We start from the raw sequence: 20,881 nt of genomic DNA on the forward strand, positions 1-20,881 counted from the left end.
GTTCCTACGGGCTGAGAATGAGTTGGGTCAGGGTTGGGCCGCTGCTGATCAGCAGCACGATATTGGCGTTCGCCGGGACCTTGTTGGTCAGTTCGACATCAACCTCGGCATTGCCTTGTTCGTCCGTTTCTACCACACGCTGGCTGAACTGCACCGCCGTTCTGATCTTGTCTTCGCTGAAGCTGGCTGGCGCACCAGCCAGCTCGCTAAGCTTCTGACTGGCTTCAATATCCAGATTGAACTCGATCATCGCCCCGCTGATCAGGTCGCCGGCAGTATTGCTCAAGTTGACCAGGATTTGGCGGATGCGCGGCTTGTCGGTGTTGCTCATGGCTCGCGTAACCAACCGGTTCGTGGGCAGGTTGTTGCTCGGCGGTACCGACACCAGCCGACCGCTGAAGGTACTGGTCAGCTCGGTGGAACTGCTGCTCGGTTCGGAGTTGGCGTTCAGGCTGGGCATTTTCAGACGCAGCATGGGGATTTTCTGAATCTTGGCACTGGTCGCACCCATAGCCCGCGTTGGCGCAGCCGGAGCGGCCTGCTCGGTGGTCTCCATGGTCGCCTTGATGGTGAAGTCCAGATAGGGCAGGTGGTAGCTGCTGCGCGGTCGCCCATAGTTGTCGGTGGGCGGCATCTCGTCGAGTACGGCCTGGGCATCGCGCAGTCCCCGGGCCAGCCCGAGTAATACCTGTTCGATGGAGCTGGAAACGAATTGGCTGGATTTGCTCATGGTCAGTCGGTACTCAATTGAGGTCGTTGGGCGCGGCGTTCCTGGGCTCGCTCACGCTTCATCATGTCCTGGCGTTCAGCCTGTCGTTCGGCCCGGCGCGCTTCCAGGCGCTCTGCGCGCTGTTGCTCGCGTTGTCGGTCACGGCGCTGCGCCAGGTCGTCGGTGGAGCCCGGGGCGATACCAAGCAGTTTTTCCGTGCGTTGCTTATAGCGCTGGTCGAAACTCTCCCGCGTGGTGGCGCGTTCGGTCCGGGTAGGATGCCGGGCCGCATCCAGCCGCTGTGTCAGGGGTGCCTCGACGGGTCGGGAAAGGGGTGCCTGGATGGTCTCCCTACGGCTGTTTCGCAGACGTTCCTGCGCCTTGTTGCGGGCATCGTTGACGCGCTGATCGAGGCGCTGCATCAGGCTTTGCTTCTGGGCGAGCAGCTGGCGTGCCCGATCCTCGGCCTGGCCTGCCTGGCTGTCGCGCAACGCTTGCCAGCCATCGCGGGGGGCTTGCCGAGGCCGTTGATCCAGAGCTGCGGCAGGTTCGGTCTTGCACTGTTCGTGCTGGCGCGCCCAGCGTTCCAGCTCGGCGCGGCGTTCAGCCATGCTGGCAACCGGAAAGCGCGGATCCTCCCCGGGGGTTTGCCCTGCGCGTGTGGGGCTCGACCCCAGCTCTTGCATGCGGGCCTCCAGCGCCTTGCGCTTTTCCAGCAGTGACTGCAGAGCAGGCAGCTGCTCGGCAACGCTGGCAAGATCGGCTGGTGGGGCGCGCTGTGCCTCCCGCGTGCGTCGCCCTCCAGTCTGTTGCCGGGCCAGGTCGCGCCAGGTCTTGCGACTCATTCTTCGCCTTCCTCCTCAATCATCTTGCGGATGCGTTCCTCGAGAATCGCCGGAGGCGGCACGGTTACCAGCTTGGTCCGCATGACCGAACTGCCCTCCGCGGAATACTGATACTTGCTGGCGAAACTGGCGGATACCGAGCTGGCTGTCATCGAGCCGGCGGCGAAGAAAGGCAACGCGCCGCCCTTGGCACTGGCTTTGACCTGATTGCGTTTGAAGGTCGAGCTGCGTTCACTGCTGACGCTGATCGATATCTTCAGCTCGATGACGGTGTCGACGAACTGATAAAACGTTGGCATGAACCCGAGTTCGAGCAGGCTGTAGGACTTGCCGTTACTGAACTCGACCTTGTAGGTCTGCTCGCTGCCACCGTCTTCGTCCTCATCAGTGCCGCTGGCGTAGCCGGCCATCATGCGCGCGATACGCAGGGACACCAGGTCCAGTTCGAGCTGCGCCTCGGCAATACCCACGCCCAGATTGCGCACCATCATCGGAAACGGGACGTTCATTAATTCCGTGCCTACAGACATGGTCGATCCTCCTGTTCAGGCTGTGGGCACTCAGGCGTCTTCTTCCGCTTCGGCCGGCTGACGGCGCGCTGCGGCTTCTTCCATCATCGCGCGGATTCGTTCTTCCAGAATCGGCGGCGGCGGGACCGGCGCCAGCTTGGTACGCAACAGGCTCGACCCCTCGGCTGAATAGGAGTACTTGGACGAATAGGTGGCGTCTACCTGGCTGGTGGCCACGGTCGATGAACCACTATTCTTGCCGCCGAAAACCTTGCCGAACAGGCCGCTGGTCTTGTTCTTCTTCGAGTTCTCGGTTTTCTTGTTGCTGCGGGTGCTGGTGAACTCGCGGGTGCGGGTGATCTTGATGGCGATCTTCACCTCGATGATGGTGTCCACGAAGTTGTAGAAGACCGGCGTGAAGCCCAGCTCCAGCATCGACAGTCGCGTCGGCACGCGGACCATGCCGTCAGCGTCCTTGTGCTTGACCGCTTCGGTCACGACCTTGGCGTAGCCGGTATCAATGGCAGCGAGCGAATTGGCCGCGTTTTCGGTCATGTATTCGTGACCAAAGAAGATCCGGCTGTCATCGAAGGTGATGTTGCCTTCGTCATCGTAAATGGTGCGCAGGCCGCCCATCATTTCGGCGACGTCAATCGAGGCTTCGTCGAGCTTGACCTGGGCTTCGGCGATGGCGAATGCCATCTGCCGGATCATGTCGCCCATGGGGACATTAAGTAGTTCCTGACCGATACTCATTGTGCAGCTCCTTTGAACTTAGTCATCCTGATTCTGCAGGCCCTTGTCGTGCAGCCGGCGCAGTACTTCGCTGAAAGCCTCCGGGGCGGGCAGCGATACCAGCCGGGCGGCGATTGAACTGGTGCCCTCGGCGGACACCGAAAATTTGCGCGCATAGGACACATCCACGCTTGCCGCAACCATGACCACGCCGTAATTGACCCGTGCCGTCACGCCGGCTGAAACCGAGGTCTCGGTGGTTTCCGACATGCTGAATGACAGCTTTGCCTCCACTGTGGCCTCGGTGAAGGCGTAGAAGCTGGGCGCAAAGCCCAGAGTCAGCAGGTTGTAGGTTTCACCGTTGAGCTCCACCGGTGTCTCGGCCATCTGTTTGGCGACCTCGACCGAGTTGCTGTCCAGCGCCGACTGGGCCTGGGCAATGGCCAGACCGAGCCGCTCGATGATCTGCGGCAGCGGCGCACTGACCAGGGAGCGGGTAACACTGACGGTTTCCGACACGGTCTATTCCTCCAGGAAGGTGCGGATGGTCTCGAGAAATTCCGGAGGGGCCGGAATCGAGACCAGCCGTGCTGAAATCGACGAGTTACCGGTCACGTCCAGCTCGAATTTCTTGCTTTCATGCATGCTGAATGTCGCGCCTACCGCCACGGTATGGTTGCCGGTACGTCGTTGCGTCTCACGCTGGGCGGAGGTCCGTTCGAACTGTTCGGTAACCGTGATGCTTTCGCTGCTACTGACGCGCACATCACGGCTCGAGCGGGTGATCAGGCGCAGGCTGACGGGGTCGGTTTCGCGGGCCAGGTTACAGATGGCGCCGCTGGCCGATGCGGCGATCTGGCTGGCGCTATCGGCGTTGATGCTGTTGCTCAGGTTCTTGGCGAAGGCCTGGGGGCTGTCAGCCTCGAGGCCGTCTATCGCAGCCCCGGACAACTCCCAGGTTTGTCCTTCAGCGGTGACGGTCTTGCCATTGACGCCTGTCAGGGTCTGGCTATCGAAGGTATGTATCCATCCATTGGTACCGGGCTCGGAGCCATCCCGTCGGTCCGGGCTGACGCCGCTGATGGGCTCGCCATTCTCGGCATCGACCCGGATCATCTCGATATCCAGCAGAATCTCCACTCTGCGATGGGCCTGGTCGTAAGGCAGACCTTCCCGATCCCCGGGGTTGGCGCTGATTTCGCCCTCGCCGGTGGTGGTGGTGATCTGGCTTTCCTGCACACCCATGCGGATCATCTGACGCTTGACCTCGTTGGCGCGCCGCTGGGACAGATCCAGGTTGTAATCAGGCGTCGCCGGCGGGTCCGCATGCCCGACGATCTTGAAATGCAGTGAGCTGCGCGCCAGCAGAAGGGCTACTTCCTGGAGCTTGTCCAGTTGATCAGCACGAATGTTGGCGCGGTTGATGTCGAACAGAATGTTCTCGATCGGGAAGCCAGGGGGGAAAAGCTTGGCATTGAACCCAGCGTCCTCAAAATGGGTTTTGACCTTCCGTGCATAGTTGCGGATGCTGTTGGAAACGGGCACCTGGACGGTGATGTCTGGATTGACCACAAAGTCGGTGGCTGAATTGGCTGCTATGCGAATGAAACCGCAGGCGTAGCCGAAGGCCTTGAAGGCCACCGCGTTGGCTGTGCATTCGACCAGCGCGGCACTGGCGTTGGAGGTTGGATTGATGGGGGTTTCCGTGCGGTCGAAAGCCACTGCGTCGATATCTGCATTGCCTGCCAGGGCATCCACCAGATTGTTCAGACGCGCTTCGAGATCGGGGCCGTTGACGCCAATGCGCTCATTGTTGACCACGACTTCACCGGCTGACTGGCTGGTGATCTGCAGTTTGGCCTCGCGGGTGCGGGTTTCGTTGCTGGTGCCACTCTCGCTAGTCGTTTCGCTGTTCTCTGACGACGCCTCGTTGCCGAATGTGCCGTCGTAGGCGGCGTTTACACCCAGGTCCCATCCTGAGTTCTCTTCGACCTTCAAGCGCAGGTTCATCGAGCAACTGATGTCGGCATGCTGATAGTGGTAAAACGCCGGGCTGAAGCCCATTTCGATCAGCGTCTTGCCTCCCAGGCCGGGAATGGGCGAGATAAAGCTGTCCAACTGTTCGATGGAATTGGCATCCAGTGCCTGTTGCGCCTTCGCGATACCCAGGCCGAGACTGGAAATGAACTCGGCGACACTGGCATCGGCGAGTACCTCGCCCGGCTTTAACCCATTGTATTGACTCATTTGTATAGCTCCTTTCAGAGAGGCGAGGCCATGCCGCTGGCGTGCAGGCGTTCGGCGGGTAGGGCAATGGCACGGGCCGGATCAACCAGCTCCTTGCGAACGATGTAGTAGTGGTGACGGCGCTGGGCTTCATCCAGTTGTCTGACTCCCACGCTGAGTCCGCGACGTATCCAGCCGAGGACCTCACGAGCCATGGGTAGCGGATGATCCCCGGCGGTAGCCAGGGCCTGCTCGATTGCTTCAACGGCGTCGTTCTGACGACCCATGCGCAGCAGAATGCTTGCGCGTCGCTGGTGGTTTTCGGCGCGGTCCCGGGCTACCAGGGCCAGCGGGGAGGCAATACGCTGGTAGTGGGACTCTGCCTCGTCGCAATAACGCAGCACGGCTTCCAGGCTGCCACTGCGTTCCAGGCTTTCCATCACGCATTGGGTGTAATGGCGGAAGAAAACTTCCGGAGCGGAGCTGCTGACGGCCATGCGCAGGGCTTCCCGGTAATGCGCGAGAGCGGACTCGTGCTGGCCTTTGAGCGCGAGCAGCTTGCCCTGTTCTGCAATTCCCAGATGCATTCCGACGTTGGCTGCGTTGGCGCTCATGGAGAGGTCTCCTCGAATCGGTACTCGGCTTCCAGGGCGTCGAGGCCGCTTTGCAGCCAGCGTGGCAGCAGTTCGCCGAAGAGCATGTCGGAAATCCAGGGCAGGGTGGCTAGCTGCCCGGCATGCTCGATCAGCCCGCCGGTCTGCAGCAGCTCGCGGCAGCGCTCAGGTTGGGGGCAGCTTTCAACGATCAGGCGGCAGCAGCGCAGGCTTGCAAGTTGCGGCCGCACTGTCATGCCTGCTGCGGACCAGGCAGCCAGCCGGTGTTGCAGCGAGTGGGCTGGCACGCCTTCTTCGACCACTATGGGCAGGTTCTCGATAACACAGGGCACCAGATCTGCGGGAAACCCGGCCAGGGCTGGTAGCTGTTCAAGGCAGCTATCGGAGCTGATTTGCTCCAGATTCAGGTCAAAGCGCATAAAGGCCTTGTCGACCAGCCGCAGACCACCGGCCGACTGATGCCGACGCCAGAGGTACTGGCCCTGCTGGTAATCCAGCTCGGCGCCATCCAGGGTCCCCGTCGCGTCCGCATTGATGCCCATGCGTTGCAAGTCGCCGAGCAGGCTGCTCAATGCAGTACCGCGTTGGCGACTGATAAACAGTGCGTAGCGCGCTTGTTTACGTGCTGAACAGATCAATTCCACCGGTAGACCATCCAGCAGCTGCTGCAAGGCGTCGGCCGTGGCCTGGCTGACGTCGCCAAGAATAACGCTGGGGGGCGCCAACAACATGTTCTGTATGGCGGCGGCGGGGCAGCCGAGAAAACGCGACAGCCGCTCACAGCATGTAGCGAGGCAAGCCGGTTCACGCAGATACAGGGCAATATCCAGGCTATCTGCAGCTGTTGGTACGGGACTTTGACTGGGCTCTATACGGATGCCCAGGCCGGCCTGGCTGAGAATCTCGGCGAGACCCTGTGCATGGGGCATGGGCAGCTTGTCGAGCAATATTGCTGGGGCCTTGTACAGAGCGCTGGCCACCTGCGAAGCTGGCATGCCCAGCTGGCTCGCCAGGACACCCGCCAGACCGGGGCTGGCTGAGCCGATGGACTCAACGATCAGACGTTGTTCGGCAGCTGGGCTGCGAAGGGTGGCTTCCTGCATGTTGGCCTCCTGCCATTCAGTCCGGTACGCGCCCGAAACCGAGCAGATTGTTCATCCGTGAATAAACGTAATCGAACACTTTTACCGGCGCCGGGAACGGGCCTTTATTGCCCTCGATCACGTAAAGAATGCCGCCTTCGCTGAGCTCGACAACCATGCCGATATGTCCGGCGTGGGGGTTCCCGGGTACATCTCGGGTCCAGACCACGATATCGCCAGGTTCCGGTAGCTGCCCTTTGCGTGGGTCTATGCGCCAGCCGCGGCGGGTAAACTGATTAAGTATGTCGCGGGCACCCAGGCTGTAGTTGTACGGGCAACCCTGGGGGTGCTGGCTATAGCACCAACTGACGAAGCCGGCACACCATGGAAGGGGTGATTTACCGTTGGGATGCAGATACTTGCGCACGAACTCGCCGTTGTTATTGCTGCCGATTTCGCGGGCACCGGCTTCGCGCTCTTTGAAAGCCATTTGCAGTGCTAGGCGGCCCCGAGCCGAGCCTCCACGTGCAAGTGTCGGGGTGCTGGCCACTGCATCCAGTGGTTCAGCCTGCGGTACAGGATCTTCGATGTGCACCAGGCGCCACGCTGTCAGGGCGCCAACCAGTCCGTCCACGGCCAGAGGTCTGCCGCGTTCGTCCAGCTGTGAGGCTTGAAAGGTGCGCACCGCGCGCTGGGTTGCCAGGTCGAATATAGCGCCGGGCTTGTCTACCAGGCCCAGGGTGTGGAGACGCTGGTTCAGATAGCTGACCATGTCGCCCCTGGAGCCACGACGCAACAGATTGCTGCGCACGTGATCGAGGAAAGCCTGGGCTGGCTGATCGATTTTGCGAGACTTCGTCATAATACCCCCACTCCGTGTGACGGGTATCGACGACTGCGACGCCAGACGGCGTCCTGACGATATAAAGGTCGCGAAATGCGACCTTGGAACATAAGATCAGCCAAGTTTTTGAGGCTGTCAATGATGGCCACAATGATGGCAGAGACATTTTTTCAGCTTTATCTCTCCTGCCTTCGCCGGAATGTGACCAAAAGGTCATTTATTCATGGGTATGGTTTGCACTCGGTCTGAGCTAAGCTAGCCGAGTAACCAGGCGAAGAGAAACGAGATGGCTAGAGTGTCGGCCCTGGTAGTGGATGACGCCCCTTTCATCCGCGACCTGGTAAAAAAAGCATTACGCAGCCAATTCCCCGGCTTGCAGATTGAAGAGGCCGTTAATGGCCGCAAGGCTCAGCAGGTGCTGAGTCGCGCGGCCTTTGACCTGATTCTGTGTGACTGGGAAATGCCGGAGATGAGCGGGCTCGAGCTGCTGCAATGGTTCCGTGGTCAGCCCGGTTCCGAGAAGACGCCCTTTATCATGGTGACCAGCCGCGGCGACAAGGAAAATGTCATCGAGGCCATTCAGGCCGGTGTGAGCGATTTTATCGGAAAGCCCTTCACCAACGAGCAACTGGCGGCCAAGGTTAAAAAGGCGTTGCATCGCAGCGGCAAACTACAGGTGCTGCAGGGCCGTCAGGCTCCGGCCAGCGGCGGAACTGCGCAGGATTCGGTCGCCAACCTGATGGGGGGGCGCAAGCCTGATAGCGGTTCGAATTCTGTTGCGGCCTCACCCGCAGCTCCGCCGGAGATCAAGCCCGCAATCAGTGAAACCGGCGCTACGGACTCCGATACTACCGATGTGCAGGACCGCCCGGCCACCCAACAGGTGCGTGGCCAGGCGCAATTGCGCTTGGCCGGCGGTCAGTTTGCCTGTGTGGTCAAGACCTTGAGCCTGCGCGATGCGCTGGTAGTGGTCCGACGCAGCGAACATATGCCGCAAGTATTCGAGAGTGGAGTGCTTGATCTGGAGCAGGACGCGGACAAGAGTGTCGCGCGCATCAACGCCTACGTGCACGCGGTAGCGTCGATGGAGCCGACAATGGATTGCGAATGGATCAAGGTTACCCTGAAGTTCGTCGATCAGGATCCGCAGAAATTGGACTACCTATCACGCCTGATCGCGTCCGGCAGTGCTCAACGGCACTATTCGCCAAGCGCCTGAATGAGCGGCCGGGCGGCTCAGGCGTCCCGGCTTGCGGGGAAATGACAGGTGAAGACGCTGCCCGTGCCCAGGGTACTTTTGATCTCCAGCCGCGCCCCATGGCGTAACAGCACATGCTTGACAATAGCCAGCCCCAGACCTGTTCCGCCGGTATTGGTGCTACGGCTTGAATCCACGCGGTAGAAGCGCTCGGTCAAGCGGCTGATGTGCTCGGGGGCGATGCCCGTCCCGTTATCACTTACGCTTACATGGGTGCCGTTCTGATCCTGCCAGCAGCGAATACTGATCTCGCCCTGGTCGGACGTATATTTGACCGCATTGAAAACCAGGTTGGAAAATGCGCTGCGCAGCTCGGCATCGGCGCCAAGCAGGCGTATCGCCGGGTCTGTGTCCAGGTGAATCTGATGCCCTCGCTCCGCTGACAGGGCCTGAGCGTCCTGGGATACCGACTTGAGCATCTGACTGATATCCACAGACTTTTTTTCGACAGCGCGATCGTCGTTTTCCAGGCGGGCCAGCATCAACAGGTCGTTGAGCAGATTCTGCATGCGCTTTGACTGCTGTTCCATCTGCTGCAAGGCTCGCTTCCAGCGCGGATTGATAGGTTCATCGGAATCCTGAAGGGTTTCCAGATAACCCACCACAACGGTAAGCGGGGTGCGAAGTTCATGGGAAACGTTGGCAACGAAATCCTTGCGCATCTGTTCAAGGTTATGCAGCCGAGTGGTGTCTCTGACCACTATCAGGCGTTCGCCCTGACCATAGTGCGTAATGGTGTACTGCAGCCAGGCGCTCGCGTTCAGATGGGATGCAATGTCCAGCGGCTCGCGAAAATGATCAGCTTCGAAATATTCGACGAATCGCGGATCACGCAACAGATTGGTCACGTGTTGGCCACTGTCATCAGGGGCACGAAAGCCCAACAGGCGTTCGGCCGCATGGTTCCACCATTCCAGCCGGCCCTTGGCATCCACCATGACCACAGCGTCACTCAGTGCTGCAGTTGATGCCTGAATCCGGTCGATCACCAGCTGCTGTTTTGCTCGCATGCGACTGTCGCGGCGTTGTATTCGGTAGATGTTATCGAATATCTCTCCCCACAGACCCCGGGTATCCGGTGGGGGATCATTGCGCTGCACACTCAACCATTGCACGAAGCGCGTCATCTGTCGCAGATGCCAGGCTACATACAGGCTCAGTCCGACTACCAGGCCCCAGGCAATCTGACCGACCAGCATGCCTCCCAGAACACCTGCCAGTAACAGCCAGAACAATAATTTGAACACGCTACCTGTCAAGTGTGTGCGCAAGACTTACATCCCCTTTTTCAACCCATTGCACTACTGCGCGGAGCGGTAGGCGTTGCACATCACGATACAGGATTCAGGTCTTGGTCGAGAAGCGGTACCCGGTGCCACGTACAGTTTGCACCAGAGACTCATAATGTGTGCCCAATGCCTTGCGCAGGCGCCGGATATGCACGTCAACGGTGCGTTCCTCGACATAGACATTGCCACCCCATACCTGGTCGAGCAATTGACTGCGAGTATAAACGCGCTCCTGGTGAGTCATGAAGAACTGCAACAGACGGTATTCGGTTGGACCCATCTCTGCGGGGCGATCATCAATGGTGACCCTGTGGCTGGCTGGGTCCAGGTGCAACCCGTCGACCTCCAGTGGGGCATCATTGTCCGGAGGCCCGGCGCGACGCAGAACGGCCTTGAGTCGGGCTACCAGTTCCCGGGGTGAAAAAGGCTTGGTGATGTAATCATCCGCACCGACTTCCAGACCCTGGATCTTGTTGTCTTCCTCACCCTTGGCGGTAAGCATGATAATGGGGATATCAGCCGTCAGTTCATTGCGCTTCAGCCGTCTGGCCAGCTCTATGCCGGTAGTGCCGGGGAGCATCCAGTCGAGCAGAATGAGGTCGGGCTGCCGATCAATAATGCTGGCGTGGGCCTGCTGGGTGTTTTCTGCCTCGACACAATCGTATCCGGCCATTTCCAACGCAACAGCGATCATCTCGCGGATCGGCGCTTCGTCATCGACTATCAGTATGGTCTTGCCTGCCATGAATCACCATCCGTTGCTGAATCTCAGGTGCAACGATTAGATAACACTTTTATTGCAGTTGTGTGACTTTACGGTGGCAGCTCGGTGAATCAGTGCATTCTTCAGTCCAGCATGGTGTCCAGAGCCAGACCGATAAACACCAGCATACCGAGCCAATGGTTGGAGAGAAACGCGCGCAGGCACTGATCAGCCTCGCGATTGCGTATCAGGCGTTGCTGCCAGACGAACCCACCCAGCATGCCGAGCAGCCCAAGATGGAAGTACAGACCCAGGTCGAAGCGGGCACCGACCATGAGCAGGCACAGCAGGGTGAGGCCTTGAAGTAGCCCGATGATTGTCCGGTCTGCTTCACCAAAGAGTATTGCGGTGGATTTGACCCCTATCTGCAGGTCATCCTCCCGGTCGCACATGGCGTATTCGGTATCGTAGGCCACTGTCCAGATCAGGTTGGCAAGATAGATGAGCCAGAGTATGTGGGGCAGCTCGCCGGTCTGCGCGGCGAACGCCATGGGGATGGCCCATGAAAACGCTGCACCCAGCACCAGTTGCGGATAAAAGGTAAAGCGCTTGCAAAATGGATACAGCGCGGCGAGCGCCAGCCCGCCGAAAGCCAGGAGAATGGTCAGTCCGTTGGTCAGCAGTACCAGAAACGCACTTGTTGCGACCAGTATGCCGAAGGTGATCAGCGCCTCGCGCGGGCTGACCTTGCCGGTCGCCAGTGGGCGGGTGCGGGTCCGGCTGACGTGGCCGTCGATATTGCGGTCCGCGTAGTCATTGATGACACAGCCAGCGGCCCGCATCAGGAAAACGCCGAGTACGAAAACAACCAGTACGCGCATGTCAGGCAGACCATCAGCTGCCAGCCATAGGGCCCACAAGGTCGGCCATAGCAGCAACCAGGTACCTATGGGGCGGTCCAGGCGCATCAGTTGCACGAAGTCGGGACCGCGGGGGTGGATGCGGGCGGCAATTTTCATCGTCAGGCCTGGCACGGGGTGGGTTCTCCTTGATGACATGAGCTCAGGCTGGCGGCCAGCCTGGTAGAAATACTTCGCAAACCAGCAGTCGGAATTCGCCGTCACAAAATAATGATCGTCTGGCCCAGCAGCTATTGAGCTGGGCTTCTGGCGACACCTGGGATGGTAACCAGGAGGTCGGATAGAGGCTGATTTCTATGCTGCCCCGGCTGATCTCCGGCTTCCCAAACAGCAACTCGCCCAGGCTTCGTGTTCCCAGTTCCTGCAATTCCAGGGTCGAACGCTCCAGGGCGGCGAGTGGAGCTATGCTGCGCGCAAATACTCGGGCTTCGCCCGCGGTGTGCAGCAGGACCTCGCGCACCCAGACCAGCTCTTCACACTGCAAACCCAGGGCCAGGACCTCATCTGGCCGAGCTGGTTCGCGCCCCTGGTGCAGAACCTCTACCGCAAAATCAGCGTTGCCGGCAGCGTCAAGGCGAGCCGTCAGCGAGCCTTCATCACTCAGCCAGTCAAGCAGCGGAGTCGGAGGTGGCGCAGGGTGAAGTGAAACAGCGTACCAGTCAGGCAGGGTCACGGCAGGGCATCGTCGCAGAGCAGTTGATCGGAGGCGCAAGGTTAGCATGAATGGGAGCTGGCCCGCTGCGGGTTGCAGCTTGGCGTATCGAGGCAATTCCGGTAGTGTCCATGTACTCTTTCTATACCCTTTTCCAGGAAAACTGCATGAAGAAGTGGCAATGTGTTGTATGCGGATTCATCTATGACGAGGCCGAAGGCTGGCCTGACGAAGGCATAGCCGCCGGTACCCGTTGGGAAGATGTCCCGGCTGATTGGCAATGCCCCGACTGTGGCGTAGGCAAAGAAGATTTCGAAATGATCGAGATGGGCTAAGCCCGCCATGAAGGAGTTCGAACGTGTCTGATACCGGTCCGTTGATCATAGTTGGAACCGGCCTGGCCGGTTATAACCTGGCCAAGGAAGTGCGCAAGCTGGATAACCAGCGTGAGCTTATTCTGCTTACCGCCGATGACGGCCGATTCTACTCCAAGCCGCTGCTGTCCACTGGTTTTGCCAAGGGCAAACAGGCGGATGAGCTGGCGATGCAGGATGCCACCGCCATGGCCGCCCAACTGAACGCGCAGATAATGCCGTATACCCGGGTGCTCCAGGTCGATCCTCAGTCGCGCACCATCCGGACCCAGAACGGCGAGTTGCATTACGGCGATCTGGTGCTGGCTTGTGGTGCCCACGCAAGACCCTTCCCGCTGGCCGAGGAAATGCATGAGCGGGTGCTTTCGATCAACGATCTTGGCGACTATGGCCGGTTCCGGGAGGCACTCCAGGGACGCAAGCGCATAGCTATCATCGGTGCTGGATTGATCGGCAGCGAGTTTGCCAATGATCTGGCATTGGGCGGACTGGAAGTGCAGGTGATTGCCCCGGATGAGCAGTTGATGCCTGGCCTGATCCCTGATCAGATCGCCGCTCCGGTACAAGCTGCTCTGCAGGAACTGGGCGTGCAGTTCCATCTGGGGCGATCGGTTGTTGCCGTGCATCCAGCCGACGCAGCGCTGAGTCTTGAGCTGGATGACGGCAGTCGTATCGAGGCTGATCAGGTATTGTCGGCTATCGGCCTGATTGCCAATACCACACTGGCACACGAGGCGGGCCTGCTCTGTGGTCGCGGCATTCAGGTGGATCGCTATCTGCGCACGTCTGATCCGCATGTCTACGCGCTGGGCGATTGCGCCGAGGTCACGGGCATGCAGTTGATGTATGTGATGCCGCTGATGAGTTGCGCCCGGGCGCTGGCGCGGACCTTGGCGCAGGACCCCACCGAGGTCAGTTATCCGGTGATGCCGGTGATGGTCAAGACGCCTGCGTGCCCGCTTGTCGTTGCACCGCCAGTCACTACGACTAATGGACTGTGGACGGTCAGTGGCGAAGGTCAGAATATGAAAGCACTTTTCCACGACGCCGATGGCATGCTCCACGGCTACGCGCTGACGGGTACCGCAGTGAGTGAGAAATTGCAGCTGAATCGCCAATTGCCGGCCTGGCTAGTCTGACAAATCGGGCAAACTGGCGGGCCATATTGCCTTTTGTCGGGAAAACGGTGAAACACCGCACAGGCCGCAGGCTATACGACTGGCACAACATGCCAAGTCATGCGATGCTGCCCGAGCACTAGACGCCCTGCCAGCCAGCTCTGGTCGGCGTGGCAATCGTTGCGAGGAAGCAACGGTGAAAAACAAAAACAACATGAAGAGGCTTCATATGCGTAAACCGGATCTCGCTGCAGCTATCGCTGACAAGGCTGACCTGACCAAAGACCAGGCAAATCGAGTACTTAACGCTGTTCTTGATGAAATCACCCAGGCACTGAGCCGCAAAGACACCGTTACTCTGGTGGGCTTTGGCACTTTTCTGCAACGCCACCGTGGTGCCCGCACGGGTAAAAACCCGCAAACCGGTGCTCCCGTCGATATCAAGGCCAGCAATACTGTTTCCTTCAAGCCGGGCAAGAGCCTGAAAGAATCAATCAACTGAGATATGGCCGACGTGTGGGTGGCCCCTTTTTTGCGGGGGCCGCCTGCGCAATCAGTGCGCCATGGCCAAACTTTGCCCGGTCAGGGCGTTGGGCATAACGCTCATTGCGGCTACATCAGCCGTGCTGGTACTGGGTGACCAGCAGCCGCAGCGCTTCCCGCGCATCCAGAACCTTGTGAACCACCTCAGACGCTTTTTCGCTACTCAATTCCAGACGCGCCAGTAACGCTTCAGGTATCGGCATTGGCGCGCCTTCGCCAATATTCTGCTCCTGGAGAAGCGCCTGGGCGAGATACACGAGGTTGGCATACACGTGATCCTCACCAGCGTAATCGGGATCGTGCTGATAGCGCATCGCTGTGGAAATTTCCGAAGGCATATCCCAGAAACGCATCAGCCAGCTACCGATCTGATCGCGAGTCACACCCAATAGATGCTGGTCGATCAGATGTGGCTGCACATGTGGGTTGGCTTCCTGGTGGCGACAGATGGTATGGAAATAGGGCGGAAAGATATAGGCGAGAACCAGGTAGCCGAAATTGTGCAGCAAACCGGCAAGGTAATTCAGGCCTAGCTCGGGCCGCTTGTTGCGCGGTATGGCCTTGGCCAGTCCTTCGATCACTGCCGCGCTATAGATCGCCTGCTCCCAGTAGCCGGTAGCGCCCTCAGGTGCGTCCTTGGGGAGCGTGAAAGTCTTGCCTAGCGCAAGGCCAACCGCCAGGTTGATGACGAGGTCGAATCCAAGCACCCGTCCGATGGCATCCTCCACAGAGCGTATCTTGCCGGGCGCCGCGTAGAAGGGCGATGAGGCCCAGCTGACGACCTGAGCAGCAAGGCTGGGGTCGGTTTCCACCAGATCCGCCAACTCCATGAGATCGGCATCGGGTTTGCTGCGCAGTTTCATGATTTTCTGTGCGGTGGCAGGCAGCGGGGGGATCTCGATGGTTTCTTCCAGCCGCTGACGCATGCGCAGGGCGGTGAAGTTGCTGACCGCACGGCTCAGATCCTGTCCGTCCTGGGCAGGATCCGCAGATAGGCTGTTCAGCCCATCCAGGGGTACTGCAAAATGGGCTGCGCTGGCTTTTGACAATAGCAGGTGCGCGGATTTCTGGTCGAGCTCAAGGCTCCAGCCGGCCAGCCCACTATCCAGCCACAGGCTTTGCTGCGCCAGTAGACTCTGCTCCACGATGCAGGGGGAACTGAACAGAATGGGCAAGCCGGGCAGCTGGTTGAGCTGATGCTTGGCGAGAATCCGCTGCAGTTGGGCCGCGCGCACCGGCTCAAGCTCCCGGCCGAGAAGTGCTCCGGCTTTTTTCAGGTCCAGCAGGTGGTCAGTCGGAAAGAGCGCCAGTACGGTACCTATCGAATCGCAGAGAAGGCAGGCCTGTACCTGTTGCTTGCCGGGAACTGTGTGTGGTGTCGGTCGCAACTTGTAATCTATGGCCTGTTGCTGAAGTAATTTCTCGATCAGGTGGGGCAGGCCTGCGCTGGTTTCCGGGGTAGGAGCAGAACTGTTCATCGGCAGGTTCCTTTATTGTTCAGCGTTCACCGACGCGAACTGCCTTGGCGTCTTGGTGAACCTGGATCGTCTGTTTAGGCTATCGGGATATTAGCACGGGCGCATACAAGGTGCTTCTTACAGGGGCGTGCATCGGATCACACTCGGGCGAACTGCTGGCCCACAGCCAGCCATCGATCAATCAGCGGCTGACACTGTTGCGGGTACTGCTGTTGCATCAGACTGGCTGCTTCCTGCACCCGTGGTAGTAGATCGGCATCGCGTAGCAGGTCGGCAACCCGGAACTGCACCACCCCGGTTTGACGGGTGCCCAGTACTTCACCAGGTCCGCGCAGTTGCAGATCCTTTTCTGCGATCACAAAGCCATCGGTGCTTTCACGCATTATACCCAGCCGCTCGCGACCAAGATGTGACAGGGGCGCGTGGTAAAGCAGAACACAGTGGCTGGCCGTGCTGCCCCGTCCAACTCGGCCACGCAGCTGATGCAGTTGCGCCAGCCCGAGTCGCTCGGGATTTTCGATTACCATCAGGCTGGCATTGGGAACATCCACCCCGACCTCAATGACAGTGGTGGCCACCAGCAGGTGCAGATCACCACCTTTGAAGGCTGCCATGATCTCGGCCTTTTCCATCGGTTTCATGCGACCGTGAATCAAACCGATGGAAAGTTGCGGAAGGCTTTCACAGAGCATCTCCCATGTGCCTTCGGCAGCCTGAGCTTGCAACTGCTCTGACTCCTCGATCAACGTACAGACCCAGTAGGCTTGGCGTCCCTCGGCGCAGCCCATCTTGACCCGCTCGATTACTTCCTCGCGACGGCTGTCGGACACCAGAACGGTATTTACCGGCGTGCGGCCGGGTGGTAACTCATCCAGTACCGAGGTATCCAGGTCTGCGTAGGCGCTCATTGCCAGCGTGCGTGGTATTGGTGTGGCGGTCATGATCAACTGATGGGGTGAGAACTGTCCGGCAGCACCCTTGTCGCGCAAAGCCAGGCGCTGCTGCACGCCAAAGCGGTGCTGTTCGTCGATGATTGCCAGCCCCAGGTTGTGGAATTGTACTTCCCCCTGAAACAGCGCATGGGTACCAACCACCATGGCTGCATCGCCGGTCTCGATCATCTGCAGCTGGTTCTGACGCGTCTTGCCCTTGAGTTTGCCCGCCAGCCAGGCTACGGATATACCCAGCGGTGCGAGCCAGGCGCTGAAATTGTTGAAATGCTGCTCGGCGAGAATTTCGGTAGGTGCCATCAGCGCTACCTGCCAGCCTGCTTCCAATGCCTGCAGTGCGGCCATCGCCGCTACCAAGGTCTTGCCGGAGCCAACATCGCCCTGAATCAGGCGCAGCATGGGTTGGCGCTGTTGCAGGTCGCGGGCAATTTCGCTGCCTACGCGTTGCTGGGCGCCGGTCAGGTTAAAGCCCAGTCGCGCCAGAAACAGCCCAGCCAGCTCCTTGCCGGGGGGCATCGCCGGAGCCTCGTGGCTGCGGATCTGAGCGCGCAGGTTGAGCATGGCCAACTGATGGGCCAGCAGCTCTTCAAACGCAAGACGATGCTGGGCCCAGTGCCGGCCCTCTTCCAGTGCTTCAAGGTCAACTGAGGGTGGCGGGCGGTGCAGGGTATGAATGGCCTCGCGCAGGGGGGCCAGCTGATACTCTTCGAGTATGTTCGCAGGCAGTAACTCGGTGAGGCTGTTGCCCTGGTCCAGCCAGGCCAGTGCGGCCTCGCTCAGGCTGCGCAAACGTTGCTGTGACAGCCCTTCGGTGCTCGGATAGATGGGCGTCAGTGTTTCGGCGACCGGTAGCGGCGTTATGGAGTCGAGGCTCTGCAGTTCCGGGTGATAAATCTCCAACCCCGACGCGCCAGGCCTTACCTCGCCATAACAGCGCCACTGGCTGCCTCGCTCCAGGTTGGCTTTCAGCGCACCGGAAAAGTAATAGAAGCGCAGACTCAATCCACCGGTCCCGTCATGCAATCGGCAGAGCAGACTCCGACGCCGCCCCATGACCACGTCGGTACCCTGCACTGTGCCCTCGACCACGGCATCCATGCCTGGGCGAAGGGCGCCGATGGGGGTGACGCGTGTACGGTCCTGGTAGCGCAGTGGCAGGTGAAAGAGCACATCCTGCACGGAGCTGAGCCCAAGCTTGTGCAGTTTCTCGGCCAAAGCCGGGCCAACGCCCTTGAACACCGTCAGCGCGGTTTTCTCGGGCATGTTCAGGGGGCCTGGCACGGCTTACTTGCGCGTTTTCGGCTGGCCGACCGAGCACAGCCGGATGGAATCGCTGAGAATTTCGATCGCCTTGGGTCGTGGGAAACTGGCGCGCCAGGCGATGGCCACGGTGCGGTAGGGCGCGGGCGTCTTGAATGCCTTGGTGACCAGCAGCTCGGAACTGTAATAGCGATCGTCCGCCGCGGACATTGGCAGCACTGTCATGCCAATGCCGGATGCGACCATATGCCTGATGGTCTCCAGTGAACTGGACTCGACTGTGGTATGACGGGTCTGTTCATCGCTCTTGCGTATGGTCGGGCAAGCCTCGAGTACCTGGTCACGGAAACAATGGCCCTCGCCCAATAGCAGTAACTTGTTGTCGTCCAGTTCTTCCAGGCTCACGCTGTCACGCTGGGCCCAGGGGTGATTGGCTGGAATAAGCAGGCTGAAAGGTTCGTCGTACAAGGGACGAGTCAGTACATCCGGTTCATTGAATGGCAGTGCGATGATAATGGCATCCAGATCACCGTTGCGCAGCTTGTCACGCAGGACGTGGGTAAAGTTTTCTTCGATATACAGCGGCATTTCCGGTGCCACGTTATGTAGCTGTGGTACCAGATGCGGGAACATGTATGGCCCGATAGTGTAGATTGCCCCTACCTTCAAGGGTGCAGAGAGCTGATTCTTGCCGGCAGTTGCCAGTTCCCGAATGGTCAGCGCCTCTTCGAGCACCTTTTGTGCCTGGGCGACAATGCGCTCGCCGATCGGGGTAACCCGCACGGCGCTCTTGCTGCGCTCGAAAATCATCACGCCTAGCTCGTCCTCCAGCTTCTTTACCCCCACGCTGAGTGTCGGCTGGGATACATGGCAACGCTCGGCGGCGTGGCCAAAATGCTGTTCCTGGGCCAGGGTAACGATGTAGCGCAGTTCGGTCAGGGTCATGGCGTATATACTGTTCCGGTGTTTAATCTGCCCAGCATAGCGGGTTGATCGATAGAGGAAAACAATCAGATGAAACAGGTAGTGATAGCAGGATGTGGCGATCTAGGTACGGCTCTGGGCCTGCGCCTCAGGCAGCGTGGCTGGAAGGTGTTCGGCCTGCGCCGTGATACTTCGGCGTTGCCAGAGGGGATCGAGCCAATCATCGGCGATCTGACCTGCGTCGACAAACCGGAACAATGGCCAGACAAGGTCGATTATCTGGTCTACTGCCCGGCTGCGGGCAAACGCGATGCACAGCTGTATCAACAGCTCTACGTCCAGGGTCTGGAGCATGTCCTTGGCTGGTTGAAGCAGGGTCGCAAGTTGCCGCGGCACCTGCTGCAAATCTCCAGTACCGGGGTCTATGCCCAGAAAGACGGCGAGTGGGTAACCGAGAACAGCCGAGCCCTGCCCGAATCCGCTACCGGTCAGGCGCTGCTGCAGGCCGAGGACGTGGCTCTGCGCTGTGGCTTTCCCGCGTCAGTGGTGCGCTTGGCAGGTATCTATGGCCCTGGTCGAAACAGGTTGATCGACCAGGTGCGCAACGGCCTGCACGTTCCGCTCGAGCCGCCCCAGTACAGCAACCGGATTCACCGCGACGACGCAGTAGCGCTGCTCGAGCATCTGTTGTTGGAGGCTGACAAGGACGAGTTGTTGGCACCTTGTTACCTTGGGGTGGATGACGAGCCGGCAAGCATGCATGAGGTGACCAGCTGGCTGGCTGAGCGGCTCGGCACGACGTTGCAGGAAAGTGGGCCGACGCCGGGTCGGGTCGGTAGCAAGCGCTGCAGCAACGCGCTGGCTCGCGAGAGCGGCTGGGCGCCCCGTTATCCGACTTTTCGCGAGGGGTATGGGGAGATGTTGCAAAGCGCCAGGCCCGACTAGGGATCAAAGCCGCCTATCCGTTGTCCGAATACTGTAGGTAAATCACCTGCTGCATCGACATACAGGAGAAAGCGTGATGAAAATCAACAAGACAGCTTCGGCACACTGGGAAGGCGATCTCAAGCAGGGCAAGGGCAGCATTTCTACCGAAAGCGGTGTGCTTGATGCGCAACCCTACGGTTTCAATACCCGGTTTGAAGGCGGCAAGGGCACCAATCCCGAAGAGCTGATTGGTGCAGCCCATGCTGGCTGCTTCTCGATGGCCTTCTCCATGCTGCTCGGTGAAGAGGGTTTCACGCCCGATGGCATCGATACCAAAGCGACAGTTACCCTGGAAAAACAGGATGACGGATTTGCCGTTACCGCAGTCCATCTGGACATGCGAGCGCGTATACCGGGTATCGACAAGGGGAAGTTCGAAGAGATCGCCAACAAGGCCAAGACGGGCTGTCCGATTTCCAAGCTGCTGAAAGCGGACATTACCCTGGATGCGGTTCTGGAAAGCTGAGTATTACTCAGCTGACAACCATAATGCCATCCATCTCTACCGGCACGCCCTTGGGCAGTGAAGCTACGCCAATGGCTGCGCGTGCCGGATAGGGCTGGCTGAAGTAACGCGCCATCACTTCGTTGACCAGGCTGAAGTGGCCCAGGTCGGTGAGGAAGATATTCAGTTTGACGATATCCTGCAGCGTACCGCCAGCCGCTTCGGCTACGGCGGTCAGGTTGTCGAACACCTGACAGATCTGCTGTTCCATTCCCTCGACCACTTCCATGGTCTCCGGGTCCAGTGGGATCTGACCTGACAGGTATACCGTGTTGCCTACCTTGATGGCCTGGGAATATGGACCAATGGCAGCAGGTGCCCGGTCACTGGTAATGACTTGCTTGTTCATTGAATCT

23 protein-coding genes are annotated in these 20,881 nt (G+C 59.5%); 6 read left to right on the forward strand and 17 right to left on the reverse strand.

Annotated elements, in window-relative coordinates; genetic code table 11:
• Window positions 1–4 precede the first annotated feature (4 nt).
• From IEV54_RS06435 to IEV54_RS06475, 9 genes are read right to left on the reverse strand one after another with little or no spacing between them, the layout of a single operon-like run.
• Window positions 5–730 (reverse strand): hypothetical protein, encoded by a 726-nt coding sequence (locus IEV54_RS06435; protein ID WP_150276503.1) that lies wholly within the window; start codon window positions 728–730, stop codon window positions 5–7.
• Between the two features lie 2 nt (window positions 731–732).
• Window positions 733–1,554: a hypothetical protein gene (locus IEV54_RS06440; RefSeq protein ID WP_150276504.1), complete on the reverse strand. Its 822-nt coding sequence runs from the start codon at window positions 1,552–1,554 to the stop codon at window positions 733–735.
• Entirely contained in the window at window positions 1,551–2,084 is a 534-nt protein-coding gene (locus IEV54_RS06445; protein WP_150276505.1) for a hypothetical protein, read from the reverse strand. The genes IEV54_RS06440 and IEV54_RS06445 overlap by 4 nt, the downstream gene beginning before the upstream one ends.
• A 30-nt stretch (window positions 2,085–2,114) precedes the next feature.
• On the reverse strand, window positions 2,115–2,819 hold the full coding sequence (locus IEV54_RS06450; protein ID WP_223825357.1) for a hypothetical protein: 705 nt from the start codon (window positions 2,817–2,819) through the stop codon (window positions 2,115–2,117).
• Window positions 2,820–2,837: 18 nt separating this feature from the next.
• Window positions 2,838–3,317 (reverse strand): hypothetical protein, encoded by a 480-nt coding sequence (locus IEV54_RS06455; protein ID WP_150276506.1) that lies wholly within the window; start codon window positions 3,315–3,317, stop codon window positions 2,838–2,840.
• Window positions 3,318–3,320: 3 nt separating this feature from the next.
• Window positions 3,321–5,045: an OmpA family protein gene (locus IEV54_RS06460; protein WP_150276507.1), complete on the reverse strand. Its 1,725-nt coding sequence runs from the start codon at window positions 5,043–5,045 to the stop codon at window positions 3,321–3,323.
• 14 nt (window positions 5,046–5,059) lie between these two features.
• Window positions 5,060–5,638 (reverse strand): peptidylprolyl isomerase, encoded by a 579-nt coding sequence (locus IEV54_RS06465; RefSeq protein WP_150276508.1) that lies wholly within the window; start codon window positions 5,636–5,638, stop codon window positions 5,060–5,062.
• Window positions 5,635–6,741, reverse strand: a complete 1,107-nt coding sequence (locus IEV54_RS06470) for a hypothetical protein (RefSeq protein ID WP_150276509.1) — start codon at window positions 6,739–6,741, stop codon at window positions 5,635–5,637. Before IEV54_RS06470 ends, IEV54_RS06465 begins: the two co-directional genes overlap by 4 nt.
• 16 nt (window positions 6,742–6,757) lie before the next feature.
• Window positions 6,758–7,582 carry an NlpC/P60 family protein gene (locus IEV54_RS06475; RefSeq protein WP_150276510.1) on the reverse strand — a complete coding sequence of 275 codons (825 nt, stop codon included), beginning with the start codon at window positions 7,580–7,582 and terminating at the stop codon, window positions 6,758–6,760.
• Window positions 7,583–7,850: 268 nt separating this feature from the next.
• On the opposite strand from IEV54_RS06475, the gene IEV54_RS06480 reads away from it, so the two are divergent.
• Complete coding sequence (locus tag IEV54_RS06480; RefSeq protein ID WP_150276511.1) at window positions 7,851–8,783, forward strand: response regulator; 933 nt, start codon at window positions 7,851–7,853, stop codon at window positions 8,781–8,783.
• Window positions 8,784–8,800: 17 nt separating this feature from the next.
• Here IEV54_RS06480 and phoR read toward each other — a convergent pair whose 3' ends face one another.
• From phoR to IEV54_RS06500, 4 genes are all read right to left on the reverse strand, one after another.
• On the reverse strand, window positions 8,801–10,069 hold the full coding sequence (phoR, locus tag IEV54_RS06485; protein ID WP_223825358.1) for a phosphate regulon sensor histidine kinase PhoR: 1,269 nt from the start codon (window positions 10,067–10,069) through the stop codon (window positions 8,801–8,803).
• Window positions 10,070–10,166: 97 nt separating this feature from the next.
• Window positions 10,167–10,856, reverse strand: coding sequence for a phosphate regulon transcriptional regulator PhoB (phoB, locus tag IEV54_RS06490; RefSeq protein WP_150276512.1), 690 nt, complete (start codon window positions 10,854–10,856; stop codon window positions 10,167–10,169).
• 101 nt (window positions 10,857–10,957) lie between these two features.
• Window positions 10,958–11,833 carry a 4-hydroxybenzoate octaprenyltransferase gene (gene ubiA / locus IEV54_RS06495; RefSeq protein ID WP_150276729.1) on the reverse strand — a complete coding sequence of 292 codons (876 nt, stop codon included), beginning with the start codon at window positions 11,831–11,833 and terminating at the stop codon, window positions 10,958–10,960.
• 43 nt (window positions 11,834–11,876) lie between these two features.
• Window positions 11,877–12,407, reverse strand: coding sequence for a chorismate--pyruvate lyase family protein (locus IEV54_RS06500; protein WP_223825359.1), 531 nt, complete (start codon window positions 12,405–12,407; stop codon window positions 11,877–11,879).
• Window positions 12,408–12,553: 146 nt separating this feature from the next.
• On the opposite strand from IEV54_RS06500, the gene IEV54_RS06505 reads away from it, so the two are divergent.
• The 3 genes from IEV54_RS06505 to IEV54_RS06515 all read left to right on the forward strand — a co-directional run bounded on the left by IEV54_RS06505 (window position 12,554) and on the right by IEV54_RS06515 (window position 14,380).
• On the forward strand, window positions 12,554–12,721 hold the full coding sequence (locus IEV54_RS06505; RefSeq protein WP_150276514.1) for a rubredoxin: 168 nt from the start codon (window positions 12,554–12,556) through the stop codon (window positions 12,719–12,721).
• Window positions 12,722–12,744: 23 nt separating this feature from the next.
• Window positions 12,745–13,899 (forward strand): NAD(P)/FAD-dependent oxidoreductase, encoded by a 1,155-nt coding sequence (locus tag IEV54_RS06510; protein WP_150276515.1) that lies wholly within the window; start codon window positions 12,745–12,747, stop codon window positions 13,897–13,899.
• Window positions 13,900–14,107: 208 nt separating this feature from the next.
• Window positions 14,108–14,380 (forward strand): HU family DNA-binding protein, encoded by a 273-nt coding sequence (locus tag IEV54_RS06515; protein ID WP_150276516.1) that lies wholly within the window; start codon window positions 14,108–14,110, stop codon window positions 14,378–14,380.
• 115 nt (window positions 14,381–14,495) lie between these two features.
• On the opposite strand, the gene IEV54_RS06520 is transcribed toward IEV54_RS06515, so the two are convergent.
• The 3 genes from IEV54_RS06520 to IEV54_RS06530 all read right to left on the reverse strand — a co-directional run bounded on the left by IEV54_RS06520 (window position 14,496) and on the right by IEV54_RS06530 (window position 19,054).
• Window positions 14,496–15,899, reverse strand: coding sequence for an aminoacyl-tRNA deacylase and HDOD domain-containing protein (locus IEV54_RS06520; RefSeq protein WP_150276517.1), 1,404 nt, complete (start codon window positions 15,897–15,899; stop codon window positions 14,496–14,498).
• Window positions 15,900–16,036: 137 nt separating this feature from the next.
• A complete protein-coding gene (recG, locus tag IEV54_RS06525; protein WP_150276518.1) occupies window positions 16,037–18,112 on the reverse strand; it encodes an ATP-dependent DNA helicase RecG in 2,076 nt (691 codons plus the stop codon).
• 21 nt (window positions 18,113–18,133) lie between these two features.
• Window positions 18,134–19,054 carry a hydrogen peroxide-inducible genes activator gene (locus IEV54_RS06530; RefSeq protein ID WP_150276519.1) on the reverse strand — a complete coding sequence of 307 codons (921 nt, stop codon included), beginning with the start codon at window positions 19,052–19,054 and terminating at the stop codon, window positions 18,134–18,136.
• A 69-nt stretch (window positions 19,055–19,123) separates the two neighbouring features.
• Between IEV54_RS06530 and IEV54_RS06535 the strand changes: the two genes are divergently transcribed.
• Window positions 19,124–19,978 carry an NAD-dependent epimerase/dehydratase family protein gene (locus IEV54_RS06535; protein ID WP_150276520.1) on the forward strand — a complete coding sequence of 285 codons (855 nt, stop codon included), beginning with the start codon at window positions 19,124–19,126 and terminating at the stop codon, window positions 19,976–19,978.
• Between the two features lie 76 nt (window positions 19,979–20,054).
• Entirely contained in the window at window positions 20,055–20,486 is a 432-nt protein-coding gene (locus IEV54_RS06540; RefSeq protein ID WP_150276521.1) for an OsmC family protein, read from the forward strand.
• 7 nt (window positions 20,487–20,493) lie between these two features.
• On the opposite strand, the gene ridA is transcribed toward IEV54_RS06540, so the two are convergent.
• Entirely contained in the window at window positions 20,494–20,874 is a 381-nt protein-coding gene (gene ridA / locus IEV54_RS06545; RefSeq protein WP_150276522.1) for a deaminase RidA, read from the reverse strand.
• Window positions 20,875–20,881: the final 7 nt, after the last annotated feature.

This window comes from Halopseudomonas salina (assembly GCF_014637955.1).
In the GTDB taxonomy this organism is placed as follows: domain Bacteria; phylum Pseudomonadota; class Gammaproteobacteria; order Pseudomonadales; family Pseudomonadaceae; genus Halopseudomonas; species Halopseudomonas salina.

Coding starts and splice junctions, on each gene's coding strand:
- IEV54_RS06540 (WP_150276521.1), top strand. CDS start 20,055: ATGAAAATCAACAAGACAGCTTCGGCACACTGGGAAGGCGATCTCAAG.
- IEV54_RS06530 (WP_150276519.1), bottom strand. CDS start 19,054: ATGACCCTGACCGAACTGCGCTACATCGTTACCCTGGCCCAGGAACAG.
- IEV54_RS06520 (WP_150276517.1), bottom strand. CDS start 15,899: ATGAACAGTTCTGCTCCTACCCCGGAAACCAGCGCAGGCCTGCCCCAC.
- IEV54_RS06440 (WP_150276504.1), bottom strand. CDS start 1,554: ATGAGTCGCAAGACCTGGCGCGACCTGGCCCGGCAACAGACTGGAGGG.
- IEV54_RS06475 (WP_150276510.1), bottom strand. CDS start 7,582: ATGACGAAGTCTCGCAAAATCGATCAGCCAGCCCAGGCTTTCCTCGAT.
- IEV54_RS06445 (WP_150276505.1), bottom strand. CDS start 2,084: ATGTCTGTAGGCACGGAATTAATGAACGTCCCGTTTCCGATGATGGTG.
- IEV54_RS06505 (WP_150276514.1), top strand. CDS start 12,554: ATGAAGAAGTGGCAATGTGTTGTATGCGGATTCATCTATGACGAGGCC.
- IEV54_RS06460 (WP_150276507.1), bottom strand. CDS start 5,045: ATGAGTCAATACAATGGGTTAAAGCCGGGCGAGGTACTCGCCGATGCC.
- ridA (WP_150276522.1), bottom strand. CDS start 20,874: ATGAACAAGCAAGTCATTACCAGTGACCGGGCACCTGCTGCCATTGGT.
- IEV54_RS06535 (WP_150276520.1), top strand. CDS start 19,124: ATGAAACAGGTAGTGATAGCAGGATGTGGCGATCTAGGTACGGCTCTG.
- IEV54_RS06465 (WP_150276508.1), bottom strand. CDS start 5,638: ATGAGCGCCAACGCAGCCAACGTCGGAATGCATCTGGGAATTGCAGAA.
- IEV54_RS06435 (WP_150276503.1), bottom strand. CDS start 730: ATGAGCAAATCCAGCCAATTCGTTTCCAGCTCCATCGAACAGGTATTA.
- ubiA (WP_150276729.1), bottom strand. CDS start 11,833: ATGAAAATTGCCGCCCGCATCCACCCCCGCGGTCCCGACTTCGTGCAA.
- IEV54_RS06470 (WP_150276509.1), bottom strand. CDS start 6,741: ATGCAGGAAGCCACCCTTCGCAGCCCAGCTGCCGAACAACGTCTGATC.
- IEV54_RS06450 (WP_223825357.1), bottom strand. CDS start 2,819: ATGAGTATCGGTCAGGAACTACTTAATGTCCCCATGGGCGACATGATC.
- IEV54_RS06480 (WP_150276511.1), top strand. CDS start 7,851: ATGGCTAGAGTGTCGGCCCTGGTAGTGGATGACGCCCCTTTCATCCGC.
- phoB (WP_150276512.1), bottom strand. CDS start 10,856: ATGGCAGGCAAGACCATACTGATAGTCGATGACGAAGCGCCGATCCGC.
- IEV54_RS06515 (WP_150276516.1), top strand. CDS start 14,108: ATGCGTAAACCGGATCTCGCTGCAGCTATCGCTGACAAGGCTGACCTG.
- recG (WP_150276518.1), bottom strand. CDS start 18,112: ATGCCCGAGAAAACCGCGCTGACGGTGTTCAAGGGCGTTGGCCCGGCT.